At 42.6% G+C, this 17186-nt stretch carries 18 protein-coding genes; 4 read left to right on the top strand and 14 right to left on the bottom strand.

Annotation, left to right across the window (positions count from 1 at the left end; all coding sequences use genetic code 11):
- The first annotated feature begins 67 nt into the window (after positions 1–67).
- On the top strand, positions 68–688 hold the full coding sequence (locus BUC01_RS04910) for a hypothetical protein (protein ID WP_025831104.1): 621 nt from the start codon (positions 68–70) through the stop codon (positions 686–688).
- A 135-nt stretch (positions 689–823) separates the two neighbouring features.
- On the opposite strand, the gene BUC01_RS04905 is transcribed toward BUC01_RS04910, so the two are convergent.
- From BUC01_RS04905 to BUC01_RS04855, 11 genes are all read right to left on the bottom strand, one after another.
- The gene (locus tag BUC01_RS04905; protein WP_025831105.1) at positions 824–1753 is read right to left on the bottom strand and encodes a WYL domain-containing protein; all 930 of its coding nucleotides are present in this window, start codon (positions 1751–1753) and stop codon (positions 824–826) included.
- Between the two features lie 6 nt (positions 1754–1759).
- Entirely contained in the window at positions 1760–2296 is a 537-nt protein-coding gene (locus BUC01_RS04900; RefSeq protein ID WP_025831106.1) for a hypothetical protein, read from the bottom strand.
- 134 nt (positions 2297–2430) lie between these two features.
- Positions 2431–3060 (bottom strand): hypothetical protein, encoded by a 630-nt coding sequence (locus BUC01_RS04895; protein WP_025831107.1) that lies wholly within the window; start codon positions 3058–3060, stop codon positions 2431–2433.
- A 4-nt stretch (positions 3061–3064) separates the two neighbouring features.
- Positions 3065–3433 (bottom strand): hypothetical protein, encoded by a 369-nt coding sequence (locus tag BUC01_RS04890; RefSeq protein ID WP_025831108.1) that lies wholly within the window; start codon positions 3431–3433, stop codon positions 3065–3067.
- A gap of 15 nt (positions 3434–3448) precedes the next feature.
- Positions 3449–4213 (bottom strand): hypothetical protein, encoded by a 765-nt coding sequence (locus BUC01_RS04885; RefSeq protein ID WP_025831109.1) that lies wholly within the window; start codon positions 4211–4213, stop codon positions 3449–3451.
- On the bottom strand, positions 4210–4665 hold the full coding sequence (locus tag BUC01_RS04880) for a hypothetical protein (RefSeq protein ID WP_025831110.1): 456 nt from the start codon (positions 4663–4665) through the stop codon (positions 4210–4212). The genes BUC01_RS04885 and BUC01_RS04880 overlap by 4 nt, the downstream gene beginning before the upstream one ends.
- Positions 4655–5344: a GTPase domain-containing protein gene (locus tag BUC01_RS04875; protein WP_025831111.1), complete on the bottom strand. Its 690-nt coding sequence runs from the start codon at positions 5342–5344 to the stop codon at positions 4655–4657. The genes BUC01_RS04880 and BUC01_RS04875 overlap by 11 nt, the downstream gene beginning before the upstream one ends.
- A 24-nt stretch (positions 5345–5368) precedes the next feature.
- Positions 5369–5587 carry a DUF6140 family protein gene (locus BUC01_RS04870; protein WP_025831112.1) on the bottom strand — a complete coding sequence of 73 codons (219 nt, stop codon included), beginning with the start codon at positions 5585–5587 and terminating at the stop codon, positions 5369–5371.
- A 25-nt stretch (positions 5588–5612) separates the two neighbouring features.
- A complete protein-coding gene (locus BUC01_RS04865) occupies positions 5613–5906 on the bottom strand; it encodes a hypothetical protein (RefSeq protein WP_025831113.1) in 294 nt (97 codons plus the stop codon).
- A gap of 115 nt (positions 5907–6021) precedes the next feature.
- Positions 6022–7581 (bottom strand): hypothetical protein, encoded by a 1560-nt coding sequence (locus tag BUC01_RS04860; RefSeq protein ID WP_148304413.1) that lies wholly within the window; start codon positions 7579–7581, stop codon positions 6022–6024.
- Between the two features lie 547 nt (positions 7582–8128).
- A complete protein-coding gene (locus BUC01_RS04855; RefSeq protein ID WP_073312925.1) occupies positions 8129–9145 on the bottom strand; it encodes a helix-turn-helix transcriptional regulator in 1017 nt (338 codons plus the stop codon).
- 103 nt (positions 9146–9248) lie between these two features.
- Here BUC01_RS04855 and BUC01_RS04850 point away from each other — a divergent pair, with 103 nt between their 5' ends.
- Positions 9249–10421: an RtcB family protein gene (locus tag BUC01_RS04850; RefSeq protein WP_025831115.1), complete on the top strand. Its 1173-nt coding sequence runs from the start codon at positions 9249–9251 to the stop codon at positions 10419–10421.
- 6 nt (positions 10422–10427) lie between these two features.
- Here BUC01_RS04850 and BUC01_RS04845 read toward each other — a convergent pair whose 3' ends face one another.
- Together BUC01_RS04845 and BUC01_RS04840 are read right to left on the bottom strand one after the other, a co-directional pair.
- Positions 10428–11108, bottom strand: a complete 681-nt coding sequence (locus BUC01_RS04845) for a response regulator transcription factor (protein ID WP_025831116.1) — start codon at positions 11106–11108, stop codon at positions 10428–10430.
- Between the two features lie 45 nt (positions 11109–11153).
- The gene (locus BUC01_RS04840) at positions 11154–12704 is read right to left on the bottom strand and encodes a sensor histidine kinase (RefSeq protein WP_025831117.1); all 1551 of its coding nucleotides are present in this window, start codon (positions 12702–12704) and stop codon (positions 11154–11156) included.
- A gap of 184 nt (positions 12705–12888) precedes the next feature.
- Between BUC01_RS04840 and BUC01_RS04835 the strand changes: the two genes are divergently transcribed.
- Both BUC01_RS04835 and BUC01_RS04830 read left to right on the top strand, forming a co-directional pair.
- The gene (locus tag BUC01_RS04835) at positions 12889–13758 is read left to right on the top strand and encodes a GLPGLI family protein (RefSeq protein ID WP_025831118.1); all 870 of its coding nucleotides are present in this window, start codon (positions 12889–12891) and stop codon (positions 13756–13758) included.
- A 201-nt stretch (positions 13759–13959) separates the two neighbouring features.
- Complete coding sequence (locus BUC01_RS04830; RefSeq protein WP_025831119.1) at positions 13960–16488, top strand: carboxypeptidase-like regulatory domain-containing protein; 2529 nt, start codon at positions 13960–13962, stop codon at positions 16486–16488.
- 24 nt (positions 16489–16512) lie between these two features.
- Here BUC01_RS04830 and BUC01_RS04825 read toward each other — a convergent pair whose 3' ends face one another.
- Positions 16513–17181 (bottom strand): phosphatase PAP2 family protein, encoded by a 669-nt coding sequence (locus tag BUC01_RS04825; protein WP_073312892.1) that lies wholly within the window; start codon positions 17179–17181, stop codon positions 16513–16515.
- Positions 17182–17186 lie beyond the last annotated feature (5 nt).

Genomic DNA, 17186 nt, shown 5'->3' with positions numbered 1-17186 from the left:
CCTTTGTCTCAATTAATTATTGTACATTTGAGGATTCAGCATATAGACTAACTAAAAAATCAAAAATATGACACAGATTAAAAAACTACTAAGAACCGGATTATTTGCCATGATAGTACTTTGTGGCGCTTCAGCATGCAGTAACGATGATGAACCTGTCGCAAAGAATTACGAGTTAAAAGAAGTAGCATGGACTATGCAAGATAATGATGAAATTAAAATCATTAAACAAACGGCACCAGGTTTCTTTGTCGATAATAACACTGACCAGAATATGGAAGTAGAAGTCAGCCCAACAGCAGATGTGCAACAATCTTCATTCTTCTATACAAGTGATTCAGACTTGTTTCAACTTTTAGTACAAGCCCCTATTGAAATTCACGTTCCTAATGGTCTTACCCCTCTCCCATCAGACGACTTTTCATACATATACAGTGGTCCGAAAGTACTCTTTTCATTAGAGAAGCAATCCATTCCACTTACAATAGAAATAACCCATAAATCCACCATACCTCCTCATTACAGACTTATTTACAGCCATATCATTAGTTTACGAGAAGTTAATGCTACTTTCCGTGCCCGCTTCACAGAAACCAATACCGGTGAAGAATTAGAAATTACAGGAAAGTGGATGGGCAAATTCTTTATACAAAATGAGGGAGAAACAACATTAGAAGAAATAAAATAGTCAGTCCATATCTATTAAATTATCACGCAACTCTATTCAGTCACAGGGCAAAATAAAGTTGCGTGATTTGTTTATATCAGATATATCTTTCTAATGAATATACAACTACACATTATGACAGATTAAAAGCCCTGTTCATTCGTCTATCGCATGATTTTCTCCAGTCTCATAACCGGATAAAGTTGCATGAAGCACTTGTATCATGTCTTGTCGAAATGACTCCGGAGCAAGTACCGCCAACTTGTCCCGATGCCAAAGCAATTCCTGTTTCAAATCATACGTAGGCCTTACGAATATCTCAAAATCCGTATAATCTTCCGTATGGTCCACTTCTATTTGTGAGGAATGAACAGGCACGTCTTTCAGATAGGCATCTTGCGGCCAAAAGGCACGAAAACAAATTCTAATCGGTTCAAACTGCCTGATAATCCCAAAACAATGTTCAAAGTAAACTTCCGGTTTCAAGATATTCCGAAATCTTGGAGAGAATTTCACTTTTTCCTCCTCCAGTAGCTCTACTTCTTTCATCCGTTCCAGTGCGCAAGTCATAGTATATTCCTTATCCCTAACCTCACCTATCACATACCACCGTTGCCGGAATAGACGGACAAAAGCCGGCAATAAAACAATTTCTTTTTCCTCCTGATAATGCGATTTATATAAGATGCGAAGAGGATGCTTACGGTCAATCGCATTCATTATGTCTTGCAATAGACTGGCAGCAGGCGGTGCAGGCTCTATCATCACTTCCTCACGCTGATTTACACGCTCCGCAAGACTCGAAACCCGGAAAGCGCTCAACAGCCATTGCTGCAAATCATCATTCCTGAAACCCTCCGGACGGATAATCTTATAAAGGTTTCCATCCCGCTTATCACATTTGATATCAACATACATCAGCGACTCTGCTTCCCGACGATATCGATTGAATGTTCGCTCAGCCAACGGGTCTCCATCTTCATTTGCCGACGCATTCAACCACTTTTTCTGTATTTCCGATAAAGTTAATGGCTGGATACTGAGTGTATCAATCAGCCAAAGACAAAATTTATACTTGAAAATCATAGCACTTTAATTTAGATAGTCCTCCGCTTCACTGTCGGTAATCGTGAAAATGCCAATACTTTGCAACATCTCATCATTAATGAAGCCTTTTATTAAAGTCAAGTCTTTAGATTCTGCATAATATATTTTCCACTCTTCCGATACATCAAAATGCAGGACATATGACATTAGTTCTCCCCCATCTCCCAAATCGGCAACTATCAAAGCGATGTCGCTATAATCCGGCAACAATTCCGCCTTGACAACTCCTTTGTAGTTTTTAAAGTATCCGGGAGCCTCATCACCTCCCATTAAATCCATCATAGCTATCGTATTCTGCATATTTTCCTTTATTGTTCCCCGACAACGCGTGCGGACTGCTTCCCGAGCATTGCCATGCTGCATCTCTTGAATGTAAGTCTCAAAAGCTTGTTTAGCCCCTTCAAGTGTCGGACCGCTTTGCGACGACTTACCACCACCGCACGAGCTCAACATTACCACACCGGCAAACAGCAACATACCACTCAATACACAAAGCAACACTCCCTTTCCTTTTGTTTCCATAACACAATGTTTTAAATGAATAATGATTTTAATTATGGGCACAAATTTAGGGGGAGGTTCAGCCAAAAACAGGCGGCATCCGGATTATTTTATATAAAATGCTTGCGTATACCGCATGCCGCCTGTAGATTATCTCAGAATTTCATTGAGAGTTCTTTCAGCATCTGCGAAACATATCCATCATGCCGGAACCATTTATGCGCCCAGTTGGGCACCATAAATATATATCCGGAAATATCTTCATGAGGTGCACAATCCAGTTGATTACCAATAGCAAGCCCGGCTGCCTCTTTTGAGATTCCGCAACAACGACCCACTTCTTCACGTAGCAGGTCGTAGGTAACAGCTTGTATCATGGCAGCCGTAACCCGATGCTCTTTCACAGCCTGAGCTGTTTGGGGATTCCTCAGTAATATCTGCTTCATTTCTGAAACTGACGGTGTTTTTACTACCGGGCCAATCCGTAATCCCCAAAAGCAGTACTCACCTTCGACTTTGAACATGCGAAAACCTTTCACCGCATTACGTTCATTACATAGTTCCGCATACTGTTTCAATCGAATATTATCCATTTTTCGCAGTAATTCAGGAATAATGGGGTGATGGCATAACTGTCCGTAAGTATAGCGCTCACCGTTGATGCCGCCACTTCCGGAAGGGATGTCGGAGTCACTGACAATACAAGCCTCAACATTGAGGTTTGCTATTATCAAAGGATAATCAGGATTACATCCCCCAAAAACTTCTTTTATACTTTCTGACATGAATTTATTCTTTAATTATCCTAACTCCTTGTTTCCATAAAGTGAAATTTTCAGCCTCTTTAGCATGAATTACCCCATCAGATTTAATCAACTGCTCAATAAAATCTTCGATAGCCGATAAGCAAGCATCTTTCTCTATTTCTTGCAATAGATCAACAAAAGATTTTGTTTCTTGAATCACAATATCTATAGAAATAACCTTCCCCTCTATACCTTCAAGTATTTCGTTTGTGGATGAATCTATAAAATTCTTCTCAGACAGCAAAGCTATAAAGTTTCTAATGAAATTCTTTTCACACTGATCATAACAACCATCACAATTAGCAAAGAAAACCCCTATTTTTGCCAATAATATTACTAATTTGTCTTTCATATCATTCAATCTATTTCAATCACACCCAAACTGAATATCTAATTTCCCATTTATCGTCTTTTTCTGTTCTGTGGCTTCATTAAATGCAGCATTCAAGCCAAAAACACCTTTCATCGCATTTAGTTTGAAAGCTATATCCAGACTCTGATTCATTTCTTGCGACAAAGAAAACGTAACACACATCTGTCGCACCATATTTACCGAATTCGGATTTCTTTCATTCAACAATGCCTTAACCTTATTATCTGTATACAATCCATATTGTTTGGCAAAATCTTCAGCTTCACGAAATTCCTGAGCCGTAGGTCTTCTCCCATGAGAATACAATTTTCTATCAGCAAACCGCTTGTTTAATCTTTCCTGAGTGGCTCTTTTGACTTGCAATTCAGCACTCACCGAAGAGTATGACATTCCTGCCTTCAAATCCCAACTTCTATTGCTAATATCCTCTACTTCTATTTCAAAAGAATAAGATGACGCTCCCAATAGTCGTGCGATATTACTGATACAATTACTTTTACACTCTAAAATATAATCAGAGAAAGTTTCTATTTTTATGTAAACATTCTCTCCAAAAGGATTCTTTACATAAGTATCTCCCACTTGGGGTACAATTTCAATCGGATAAAAATCATACCTCCTATCCAATTCAGGGAATTCATATTCATAAGAACAAATATCAATATTATTCAAGAATTCTCCTCCCTCTCTATATTTATAATTTAATGCCAACTCATCTCTCTCAATCCGAATGACATTCTTTGGATTATCAATATTCATATACAATATAATAATATTATTACTAAAAGCAGTATGCCAAGCAACATTAGAATTCTAAATGATACGCCACTCTTTTTTTTTACAATTTCCACATCTGATTTTCTACAAGAATAACCATAGGGCTTAGATTCATTAATTAACTTCTCCAATGCGTCAGATAAATTATCTGCACCGGAAACTAAAGCCATAAAACCAATCTGCCTTCCAGCTACATCCGTCTCTGCAAAATTAGAATGTATCAAATAGCATTGCTCTCCTTTTATATGTTGCTTGTATACAGATAAGTTATCCGTTGATATGATTTTCTTATATTTATCTTTCTCCACAAGCTTACGATATAATTCCATATAGTTTACATCGTCCTTGTTGATAAGCACACCGTTATGGAACAGCAAATTCACATCATCTACTGATTTCGCCTGAATCCATAATATTATCTTCTCATTTTCCATCTCTAAATATTATTTTTTTCAATTCTTCAAGCTGCTCATTATTAACCATATTAATAGCAGTATACTGCGTAGTTATTGCCGAGAAAGAACGCCCACGCATTCGATTCAGCACTTTTTCTATTGCTTCCTTTGAATTTGAAACTTTATCCGCATGCGTCATTATCAAATAGACAGCCTTAGAAGGATCTTTATCTTCTTTTTTTTCTTTCCATGAAAAATAAATAAAATCCAGCCTAGAGTTTGCGTCTCTTTCATAAGCCATGCTACCCAAATACTTCTCTATATCAAAAAAGAAAAGTACGATATCATTATCCTCTATCATCTTAGAATAATATATCCGAATATTTTCTTCATTACCTCCGATATCTTTCCCTTTTTTGACAATAACACTTTTACCATCTGAAAAAGATATTTTAAATTCATCTATTTCTACAGAATCAACCGTATGCATTCCACTTCTATTCGTTTTCAAAAGATAGTCATACCATGTAGTCTTACCCGACTCAGGCATGCCCAAAACAGCCATTCCTAAATGATCGCCAGAGCCCCAAATAGATGTAATAGTTCCAATAAGAATGGCACTTCCAAGCCCTGCTAATGCGGCCCAAGCAATTATGGGTATAAACCAAAAAACAGCCTCTTGTGTCGCAACCTCACTAATTAATAAAATATCGTCCATATATTTATCTATAAAATTCAAAAACTATCCTATTCTATCCACCCTCAAATATCCCGAATTCAACATCCCCATTTTCTTTAAATCCACTCCGAACGTAGCTTTAAAGATATTATTCACCTGTTCTGCGGTTGGCAGATGGGTAATGGGAGGATACATAGAAGCGATTTCAATACTCATCCCCGGTTCGATAACCATGTTTGCCGAACGCGCATGCATTTTCACTGTGATTCGATAACGTGCCATAAATTCTTATTATTAAGTTATTCAATTAAAAATCCAAATTCAATACTTCATCGTCATTATCCAGAGCCTTGGTAAACTCAGCAAAACTCTCCAACGGATTCTGGGAAACTATAGAACTAATGCCTTTCAGAGAAGCAATAATCAGTTCTCTGTCATCAGAACCCAATGCTTGGTCCAACGTTTTATAGTGAGCCATCAATGCCGTGCTACGTTCTGCAAAAATCTGTGTCAGCACATCACGGCATAACTCATAACGCTGCGTTATCTTTTGAATCTGCACAGCACTCTGAAGTTCCAACTTCTTAATTTCCTTACTCAATTTATTATTCTCTGCCCTATATCCGCGGCCCTATTCACTATTTCAGGATTATTCCGAACATAGGCTGATAACGAACCCGCGGTTCGCAATGCAACATCTTTTGCTCCCATTTTTATTACACTTTTGATTGATTGACTTTATTATATTCACTGCTCACCAAAATAAGATGCTGTAAGTCCTTACGGAAATCAGTAGTCTTAAAAAGTTCTTGCTTTTTCTTTACACCTACCAAATACTTCCAGAACGTCGGCTCACCAAATATCTGCTTACGCAATGGTTCATATGCACAAACAAATGCTTTATTGCACTGAGTCAATGCCACCAGCACTTCCGATTGACGCAATAAGGCAGCCTGATAACTCTGAATAGCTGGTATGGCTTTCTTTATATACTCCAGAGCCTCGTTTATCTGTTGCTGCACTTCTCTGCGAGCCTCTTTGGTCTGTGAATATAAATCAACGATATTAGCAATCCCGTTAATGGCAATGGACAATCCAGCCTCTACGCCTGCCGCTATAAAGTCCCCTTTAGATAAATTGCCTTCTTTTTCTAACCGGCTACCTAAATTCTGAAGCGTAGAATCCATATCCATTCCTACAGATGACAAGAAGTTATCCCCATTAAACTGTATATCTGATGCGCGGAAAGCCACACCGGTAGCCATATTAGCAGGTACCTCTATCAGTTTAAACTCATCAACCAATAGTTTTTGCTGCTCGGAAGATATCTTCGTTTTTATAATACCTATCAACTCTTTCGACAAATAGAGGTTTCGGTATGCAGCCACTCGGGATTTCTGCAAATAGTCATAAAGTTCATCGTTATACATTTCTGTTTCGCTGATGTCCCTACTCAGATCATCACAACAACTTCCCAACAAGCGCAGACGATCCATCTCTTTTTCCAATTTAGAGGAATTGCCTAAGGTCGCAATACTTTTAAAAAAGCGTTTTACACCTCCCCACAGACTATGATCTTTATCCGGATCTTCAATAATATAGTCTTCTTCGACGTATTTATTAATATCTTCCAGTTCCTGAGTCAACGACTTAATATGAGCAGACAACCTATTATAGAATCGATCTGCCTGAACGCTCTTTCCACTCAGTATCTTATCATTCTCATAGTGTTGGCGAAAATAGCGGGCATTATACACATAAGTCCAATAAGGTATGAATATTAATCCACCGACAACATTTATCAAGAATAAATAACGCACCACTTCAACCGAATAGTTTAAAAGATAAGAACTGGGCATTGACCAGCTCCAAGTGGTTACATAAAAAGCAAACAAACCTGGAGTGTCATAGAAATACATGATTGCTGTATAATTGAATATAAACACCAGAAGAACCATTATAAAAGAAAGCCATTTCCAAATAGAAGCCAACGTATTATTGTGTTTATTCCATAAAAAGAAAATATGCCCTCCCCACAAACTTGAATAGAGCCAAACCAAATAGACTTTCCATTTAGACAATGGTTTAGCACGATCCAGATTCTCTTCCGATTCTACATAAGTCACTACCAAAGTGATGATTACATAAGCTATGAATACGAACCAGAACCAATACTTCCCAAAGAAGCCTCTATGGTCATACTTCATTACGTTTTCTCGTGCTTTCTGAAAAGTGACATCAGATATCCGATTTTCCTTTTGCAAATTTTCGAGCATAGTAATTGTTTTTTCCGCTTTCTCGCTTAGTGTTTTATCGGCAGATGAACAAGAACAAAGCAACAGGAGTAATACTCCCAATAAATACATGTTTTTCATATTTACAAACAGCTATTATTTAACCTATAAACAACAAAAAAGAGCGCGAACCCACATCCCAAATTTCTTGAAGGTTCGGCTCTGGTAAGCCTTGGTCAATGAAATAAGCGAAGCAGTTCCACGCCCTATCCGGGTGTGAACAATGCTCAGACTTATATTATTCATGACCAAAAGTTGAATTTACCAGATTTAACCTTCAGAATAATACGTCTTCGACGTTCTACAATATTTTATCTTTCGTTCTCTTTTTCGTTTTCTTTTATATTTTCTTTTTATACATAGGCAAATGTATAAAAGATTTCCGTAAAAGAAATACGAAAGAATAAAAATATTGGGAACTGCCCGCTTTTTCTCTCATTTATGGGGACAAAAATAAGGGAACACACCGCCAATAGCTGGCGGCATATTAAATTACTTTCCATTACTCCTACACCTATCTGATATTTATCTATTTCTTATAATTCTCATATCCTTCCTGATACAACTTCCGCATCTCCTTCACCACCTTCTCAGGCGATAGTACCTTCACTCCCGGTCCGAAGCCCATCAACACCGTATAGAGTTCTGGATTTAGGACTACTGTAATCTCAAAAATCATACTCCCATCTTTGCATTGCTCTATCAATGTTTGCGAAGCATGCAGAGGCTTAGTCAGGATATACGGTGACTGACGGCTATCGGCCTTAAAGCGAATGGTTGCCTTGGACAAACGTTCGTGTTTAGTCACTCCGATCACATCTTCAAAGAATATCTCGGGCCGGAAGTCTTCACTCAGATGATAAGGGATGTCATTTGCCGGAGACAACTCCCATATACGGTCCAGAGCCAGGTTTATCAATTCCCTGTCCCCAGTACGTGCACCGAACACAAACCAACGGTTACGATATTCCTTCAGCAGATAAGGATAAATATAATAGTCCTTAGTAATGCGCGATTTGAAGGAACGGTAACGCACATGCAACGTCTGCCGATACATAATAGCATCATAAATAGGATTCAGATATTCCAAACCTGTCAGATTCCTGTTCCGTTCAAAATCTATCACTGCCGAAGAATGATGTTTAGCTACAGCCACTCTATCCTGCAGACGGCCAATCACATCTGCCATCTCTGAGAAATAGTCGAAATCCAGAAACTGACGCAACAAATTAACGGTTTCCGACAATACCGCTACATCGTTCTGCGAAAGGGGCAGACGCGTAATGGTATAATCAAGGTCGGCATATCGGTAATACTTGTTTTCATACACTTCTATCGGGGCATTATATCCCAACTTCTCACTCCGCATCACCTGAATATCCATCTGCACCGCACGCCGCGAAATACCTTTGTCTATCCCCTCATACTCATACAAAGCCTCTGAACAGGCTTTCACCAAATCGTCCAGTGTCCAGCGACGATAAGGATTGCGCAGGCAAGTGTCTATCGTCTTATACCTTATTAATGCATTTCTATTGGCTGGCATATCTACTTTTTTTTCAAAAGTAGAAAAATAATTCATGCTGCGCAAAAACATTGCGCACCTTCGTACAAATCTTTGCAACATCAACCAATAAAAACTGTAAAACATGAAAGTGATTGAGATGAACAAAGTAACCGTAAAATTGTGGGCAAGCCAATTGGACGCTCACGCTTGGGAAGAGGTAAACAACCTGACTACACTGCCTTTCCTGTTCCGCCACCTTGCCCTGATGCCCGATGCACATGGTGGTAAAGGAATGCCGATAGGCGGTGTACTGGCAACGAAAGGAGTAGTAATCCCCAACGCAGTAGGAGTAGATATCGGTTGCGGTATGTGTGCCGTGAAAACAAATCTTCTTGTTGAAGAAATACCACAGGATGTACTTCGCAAAGAGATTATGCGAGGAATACGTAAACGGATTCCCTTGGGAAGAGAGCATCATAAAACCGCGCAAGATGAACAATACATGCCAACCGGATTTGACACTGACAGCATGACAGTAGTGAAGCGCCAATTAGTATCTGCCCGAAAGCAAGTCGGCACATTGGGAGGTGGTAACCACTTCATCGAACTGCAACGTTGCAATGACGGTTACCTGTGGATTATGCTGCATAGCGGTAGCCGGAACTTAGGAAAGATGGTAGGCGATTACTATAACCAGATGGCCGAAACACTAAATACCCGCTGGTATTCCAGTGTAAAGCCGGATATAAAACTCGCTTTCCTCCCGCTGCGTGCACCGGAATTCAAACAATACTGGGCGGAAATGGAATATTGCGTTGCTTTTGCTCTTGCCAACCGTAAACTTATGATGGAACGCATTGAAGAAATAATAGCCGAAGCATTGCCTAACGCCACTTTCGAACCAATGATCAACATTGCACACAACTATGCTGCATGGGAAAAGCATTTCGGAGAGAATGTCATTGTACACCGGAAGGGCGCCGTACACGCCGGTCTGGGCGAGGTAGGGATTATCCCCGGTTCGCAAAGTACCCATTCATATATAGTAGAAGGATTGGGGAATCCGGAAAGTTTTCTCAGTTCCTCACACGGTGCAGGACGTGCCATGAGTCGTTCCGAGGCAGTGCGTAGCTTGTCATTGGAAGAAGAGATAGCCCGCCTCGAAGCGCAGAATATCGTACATGCCATCCGTGGACAGAAAGATCTGGAAGAAGCGGCCGGTGCCTACAAGAACATCGATGAAGTAATGGCCAACCAGGCAGACCTGGTAAAGATTCGTACCACCTTGTCACCGATTGCAGTTATCAAAGGATGACTTTGGTCATCCTTTCAGCACATACCCTTTCTTCATCAGCGACTCGATCTTCACAGCCGGGTCGTTGCGGAGTGCCTTGCGCAAATAAGTTATCTGCACATTCAAGGCAAGGGAATTGGCGTAAGAAGAGGTTCCCCAGACCGTTGCCAGCAATGTATCCCGCTCCACAGCCAGATTCAGATGCCGGGCAAGCAAACGAAGGATATCCGCCTGACGGGAAGTGATAAGCACCTTATTATTTCCCGTGCGGATTTCATTCGTACTGTAATTAAAGACGGACTGGCCGAAGCGGTAAGTTTCTTCTTCTATTGTATCGGTAAGTTGCGCGTCAAAACGCTCGCGGATGCGGGCTATCAGTTCTTCGGGATAGAAAGGCTTTGCCAGATAATCGTTGGCGCGAAGCTGGAAACCTTGCAGGCGGTCGGCTTTGTCGCTACGGTCGGAAAGGAAGAAGATGAGAACATGCTTGTCCGTTTCGCGAATGCGTTCGGCAACTTCAAAGCCATTACAGCCGGGCATATTGACATCAAGTAATACCAAATCGGGCTTCACAAGCGGGAATTGCTCAAGGGCGATCAATCCGTTTCCGGCATAAGTCACTTCATAACCTTCTTTTTCAAGAAAGCGTTTCAGCAACATCGAGTACTTCAAATCATCGTCGGCAAAAAGTATCTTCAGAGGTTTCATATAGCTATTTGTTTTACACCACAGATTACACGGATTATCACAGATTTATTGAGGAATAACGATTTCTATCTCCGTCCCCTTACCTGTCTGGCTACTCAACGAAATGTTTCCGTGATGCGCTTCCACCAGCAACTTCACATAGCTCAGCCCCAGTCCGATACCCGGCAATGAACGGTCGGGAAGATTGCTGCCCCGGTAAAACTTATCAAACACACGGTTCTGTTCGGAAGCCGGAATACCGATACCATTATCGGATACCCGAATCGTCAGTTGATGGTTATGCAAAAGACAATCCACAACAATATGCACTGACGTGCCGGAATACTTCACGGCATTCTCTATCAGATTACTGATGATATTGGAAACATGTACCGGGTCTGCCGTCACAAGAGTTTCTTCACTGAAATGAGGTTCGATAGAAACATTTTTATCTTCGGGCACATGGTAAAGGCGGATAAGCTTCTCCAGGGTTTCTTTGATATCAAATGTACGAATGGATAGTTGTGTATGTTCATCATCCGCACGCGTCATGTCGCGCAACTTCGAGAGATAAGCTGAAAGATTATCCAGTTCGGACATGGAGTCATGAATTACTTCATCCATCGCTTTCTCGTCCGTGCGCAAGGACTTGTCATTGAGGAAAGCAACGCACATCTTCAGAGCCTGCACCGGCCGTTTCAGTTCATGTATCATGGTATTTACAAAGCTTTTCCGGAGTTCATCTATCCGGCGTTGTTTCAAGATGGTTTTTATCTGGAACAGCAGGCAGACCCCCAACAGGAATATCAGACAAAGGCTGCCAAGAAGTTGCCAACCCATACGCACCAACACAGCATGTGCCGATATCTCGACTTTAGCCACAACGAACTGATGCTTCAAGGGATTATAAGGATAGCTCACTTCAATATATGGATTCAGCAATGTACCCTCCCGCCTCATCACCGGGTCCCACTGGAAAGTGGTATCTTTGGAAACTTCCAATCTCGTAGTAAATACATGAGAATCCAAGCGCAAGGCAAGCAAAGAGTCAAATTGCTGCAATACAAAAGGTGCATCCAGCTCCAGCTTATAAAGATTGATAATGGAGTTCAAGTTAGGGACAGCCTTATCAGGCATGGAAATCCGGAACGAATCCAGAAAAAGAACCCTCTCCTGCGGTATCAGGCTATCCAGTTTAGCCCATGTCTTCTTCTTAATCGTATTCCCTTTGATGGAATCAGCCTGGTGTGTATCGGCAGAATCATTCTGATGTATTGTGATGCTTTCAATATCCACATATTTGACATCCTCTTTATCCAGATTTCTTCCTTTCAGCGCGCCAAGTATCAGTTCGTTGATGGTAGTCATACCTTTCAGGTCCGTATACGTATTCAAATTATAAAAGAACATATTTGCCTTATTGAATACCTTTTTAGGCTGCGGAGCACGGATGGAATCATATTGCCCGGCTGTCTGCAAAATGCAGTTATAGACGTCGTCAATCTGCTCATCATTCATATACTGATACTGGTTACGCAACCAATAAAATTGTCCGCCTGTGATAAGTAGCATCGCTACGATAGAAAGCATCCAAACTATTTTAATCCGTCGTTCCATAAGCTTATTATTAGTACCGGCAAAGGTAAACGTTACCTTGCAAATATAAGTACACGCGAGGCAGATATTATCCGCCGCGTAATATTTCAGTAATAACTTTCGCCCCCACCGGAAGCAAAATCCGCATAGATTTGCAGCACGAGAAACTGATACCGGAATGTAGAACCCTAAAAAGTAGAAACGTATGAGTACAAAAATTATTTTCCTCAGTTTATGTCTTGCAGCATTGTGCGCACCGCAGGCAAAGGCACAGATTATCGTCTCTGACGGGACCAAAGTAGTGAACGACACCATCGGCGAAGCACAACTTCTTGTGCAATACGAAACACGCTGCATCCCCAATCCGGAGAAGCCGGAAAAGGTGACAGAAGAAACCATGATGCTGGAAATCGGCAAAAACCTTTCCAAGTTTTACAGCTACACCAAGTATGTGTGCGACTCCGTGCTGGCAGTGGACTTCGCCAACAAAGCCTCGCAGGAAACCATCAACGAACACATGAAACAATACGGAGGAAGCAAACTGAGCGAGCGTACCTTCAAAGGGTATCCTTCGGGAAAAGTAACAACCCTCGATGAAGTGGCGGGCATGACGCGCCTGCGCTGCGAAGAGAACGAAGAACGCCCGCAATGGAAGATACTGGCTGAAAACGACAGTGTACTTTCCTACCTTTGCGGAAAAGCCGAATGTCAGTTCAAAGGGCGCACATGGACGGCATGGTTCACGGCAGAGATACCGGTCAGTGACGGTCCCTGGAAACTCTGCGGACTGCCGGGGCTGATACTGAAAGCCGAAGACAGCGAGGGGCATTACTCGTTCACGGCAATGGGAATGGAGCAATGCCACACGTACAGACCCATTCTTTTTGACGGAAAGAAGCATGAGCCGATGAACCGCAAAGCGTATGACAAGGTACACGAAAGATATTATGCCGACCCGGTGGGGTTCATCACGGGAAGTATGCCTAATGTAACCGTTACCATACAAGACGAGCACGGCAATGCAACAAAGAACCCGAAGAATGTGCCTTATAATCCATTGGAACGGGGAAAATAAGTAAACCCGGCCACCGCATTATAAAATTCGTATCACATTAATAAAGAATCACTCTCTTATCTCTTAAAGTTTCTGTTACCAACACCCGGGTGTCAGGCATACCAACACCCCCATGTAAGTAACACCAACATCCGGGTGTTGGATGTGCTTACACCCGGATGTAGGTAAGTGTATCTTTTAACCTTTCACTCACTTTCGTTTATGAATAAAGTACTTCCTATTATAAGTTGCCTGTTTCTTCTTTGCTTCTCCCACTCCATGCAGGCCCAAATACTGAGCGGCACAGTGACCGACGCGGAGAATAATCAACCGCTGGAAGCAGTCATGATCAGCGTGATGCGTGGAAACATAACGATAGATTACGCCTTGACGGATGCCAAAGGGCGTTACAGTCTGGCATGGAAGCACAGCGGCACCCTGCAACTCAGCGCCTCCCTGTTGGGTTACAAAAGGGAAGTGCGAGACATCAGTACTGCCGGAACCCAGAATTTCAATCTGCAATCGGAAGCAATCGCATTGAAAGAAGTACAGATACGTCCCGGACGCATCCATACGCGAAAAGACACCGTGAGGTACGACCTTGCCCAGTTCGCCTCATCCAAAGACGTGCACATAAAGGATGTACTGAAGAAACTTCCGGGTGTAGATGTAGACGAGAACGGGCGGGTAAGCTACAAAGGAAAAGCCATCAACCACTACTTCGTGGAAGGAATGGACGTGACGGGCGGACGCTACAATCAGATTAATAACAATCTGGATGCAAAAGCGGTGAAGACAGCGGAGATTATGGAGAATTATCAATCAGTGAAAGCCTTGAAAGGAAAGATTAATTCGGACGAAGTGGCCCTGAACCTGAAACTGGATCCGAAAGCCCGTGACCAATGGATAGCAAACGGCACACTAGGCGCAGGAGGGAGCGATGACGGCAACAAGCTGTTGTGGGAAGGCAGTTTGAATACCCTGCAACTGGGCAAGGGGAAACAAAGCGTCTATAATTATAAGACGAATAATAACGGCAAAGATCTCAGTACGGAACAAATGGTATTGGCAGGAACCGCCTGGCAACAAATCCCGCTATCCGCCTTCCTGTCCCAGCCGGGCATCAGTGCGCCGCTGGACAAGAAACGGTTGCTCTTCAACGAAACGCACACTCTGAACGGCAACCGGATGTACAAGTGGAACGATGACCGGAGCCTGCGTCTGCAAGCCGGATATACGCATGACCTCATCCGCCAGCAACGTGGAAACACCCAAATCTATTATCAGCCGACGGACACCATACGGATTGATGAGACCTATCACTACCGCCTGACAAGCGATGCAGCCAATCTGGAACTGCGCTACGAGGACAACAGCAGCCGGAACTATATATCCAACCGCTTCACCGTGGACGGAGAACTCAACCGCGGCCGTTCGGAAGAACTCCGGCAGACTCTGCGGACTTCACAACTGAATGCAGGCAATTTCTTTAACCTTATCCGGAACGGGAAAAACGGAACGTGGGAGTTCCTTTCGGCTACGCGTTATGCTTATCAGCCGGCATCGCTCTTGCTTGAAGAAGGAAAAAGTAAATTCGACCAGCATAGTTTCTATACGGATAACAGTGCGGCATATCTGAAGAAGTATAATGGTTTCACCCGGCAGTATAAGGCAGGGGTACAAGGGGAATGGGCGGCAATAAAATATCAGACAGCAAACTTCAACGCTTCAAACCTGTCCCTGTACCTTACTCCTTACTTCCAATTGGAACGCGGTAAATGGTCATCCAGCCTCTCCCTGCCTCTGAAAGCCCAGCGATACTTCTCGCAACAACGTTCGTTCCTTTTCTTCAACCCTTCATTGTACACGCGTTATCAGCTGGATTATCACTGGAAATTCTCCCTCTACGCCAATCTGAAACGTTCAGCAGGAGACATCACCGACCTATACCCCGGACTCTACCGCACCGATTACCGCACCTGGCGAAACGGAAACGGCCTCTTCCCTACCAGTACTCAGCAGACTTACAACCTTTACGGAGAATATAAAAATACGGTACAGGAATTCTTCGTTACCGCCTCACTGACCTATAACCACAGCAACCGGAATACGCTTCTTGAGCAAAGCGTTTCCGAAGACGCCATCGTCTACACCCGCCGCGAGCATCCGAATCATACCGATAGCTGGACCCTCAGCAGCACCCTGTCCAAAGGCGTATATGACTGGTATCTGAAAACTTCCCTCACCGTACTGCTCAGCCGCAACAACGGCGAACAACTCACCTCACTGCCGGGAAGTGACGGCACATCGCAAAGCCTTCTGCAAGCCTACCGCTACGATTATCTGAAAGTGGAACCCAAACTAATCTGGTCGCCTGCCGAAGTCTTTGAAGCGGAATATCATGCTACGATGGGATATGGCGGCAGTAAGATCGGAAGTGATACCCACCTCACCCCGTTACTGGATTTTGTGCAACGGTTACGCCTCATGTTCAGCATCGGACAAGTGGACTTATGTCTTTCCGGCGAACACTACCGGAATGACCTGGGTGAAGGTACACATCTCAACACAGTATTTGCAGATGCATCCCTTATCTATAAAACAAAGAGATGGCGGTTTGAGGCAAATCTGAATAACCTGTTCAATAAGAAAGAATATGCCTATACGACCTATTCGGCTACACAAAGTTATACTTCACGACTGAATATACGTCCGCGGGAAGCAATGATAACAGTGAATTATCAATTCTGAAGAATAATTGTTGCGTTCTATAAACTACAGTATCATGACCGTGGAGTATATCAGTATCCCCACTATCGTCAGCCCTCCTATTAATATAGGTGCATTGATATGCAGCACTTTCTTCATGGTCTTATACCCGCTCACTTTCATAAAAAGAAGGTAGACCAGATATGCCGCCAGCAAGCCAAGAAGCGCACCTGCCAGCAAATCGCCCGGATAGTGCACCCCCAGATAAATGCGCGAATAACAGGTAAGCAATGCCCAACCCATGATGAACACCGTGAGCCATCTCTTCCGGAAAAGAAACCAGACAAAGAATGCCAATCCGAAGGTATTGGCGGCATGGCAGGACGGGAAACCGTAACGCCCGCCACGGTATCCGTTTACGATATGTACCATATCGGAAATTGGATTCTCCAGATTGGCAGGACGAAGGCGCTCCACATAAGGCCGTATCAAGGTAGCTCCCACCTGGTCGGCAATCGTAATGGTAAGCGCCAGAGCAATCAGGCAAAACAACATCACTTTCCAATGAAAATTGCGCAACATCACATACCAAATGGCAGCATACATAGGCACCCAAATCCATTTACCACTAAAAGTGCTCATGAAATAATCAAAGAACGGACTATGCATCCGGTTGATGGAAAGAAATAGATTGGTGTCTATATTGACTACCTCATTCAAGACTTCTGATATCATAAATT

The sequence above is a fragment of the Bacteroides stercorirosoris genome (assembly GCF_900142015.1).
In the GTDB taxonomy this organism is placed as follows: Bacteria; Bacteroidota; Bacteroidia; order Bacteroidales; family Bacteroidaceae; genus Bacteroides; species Bacteroides stercorirosoris.
This window is presented reverse-complemented; position numbering and strand designations above follow the sequence as displayed.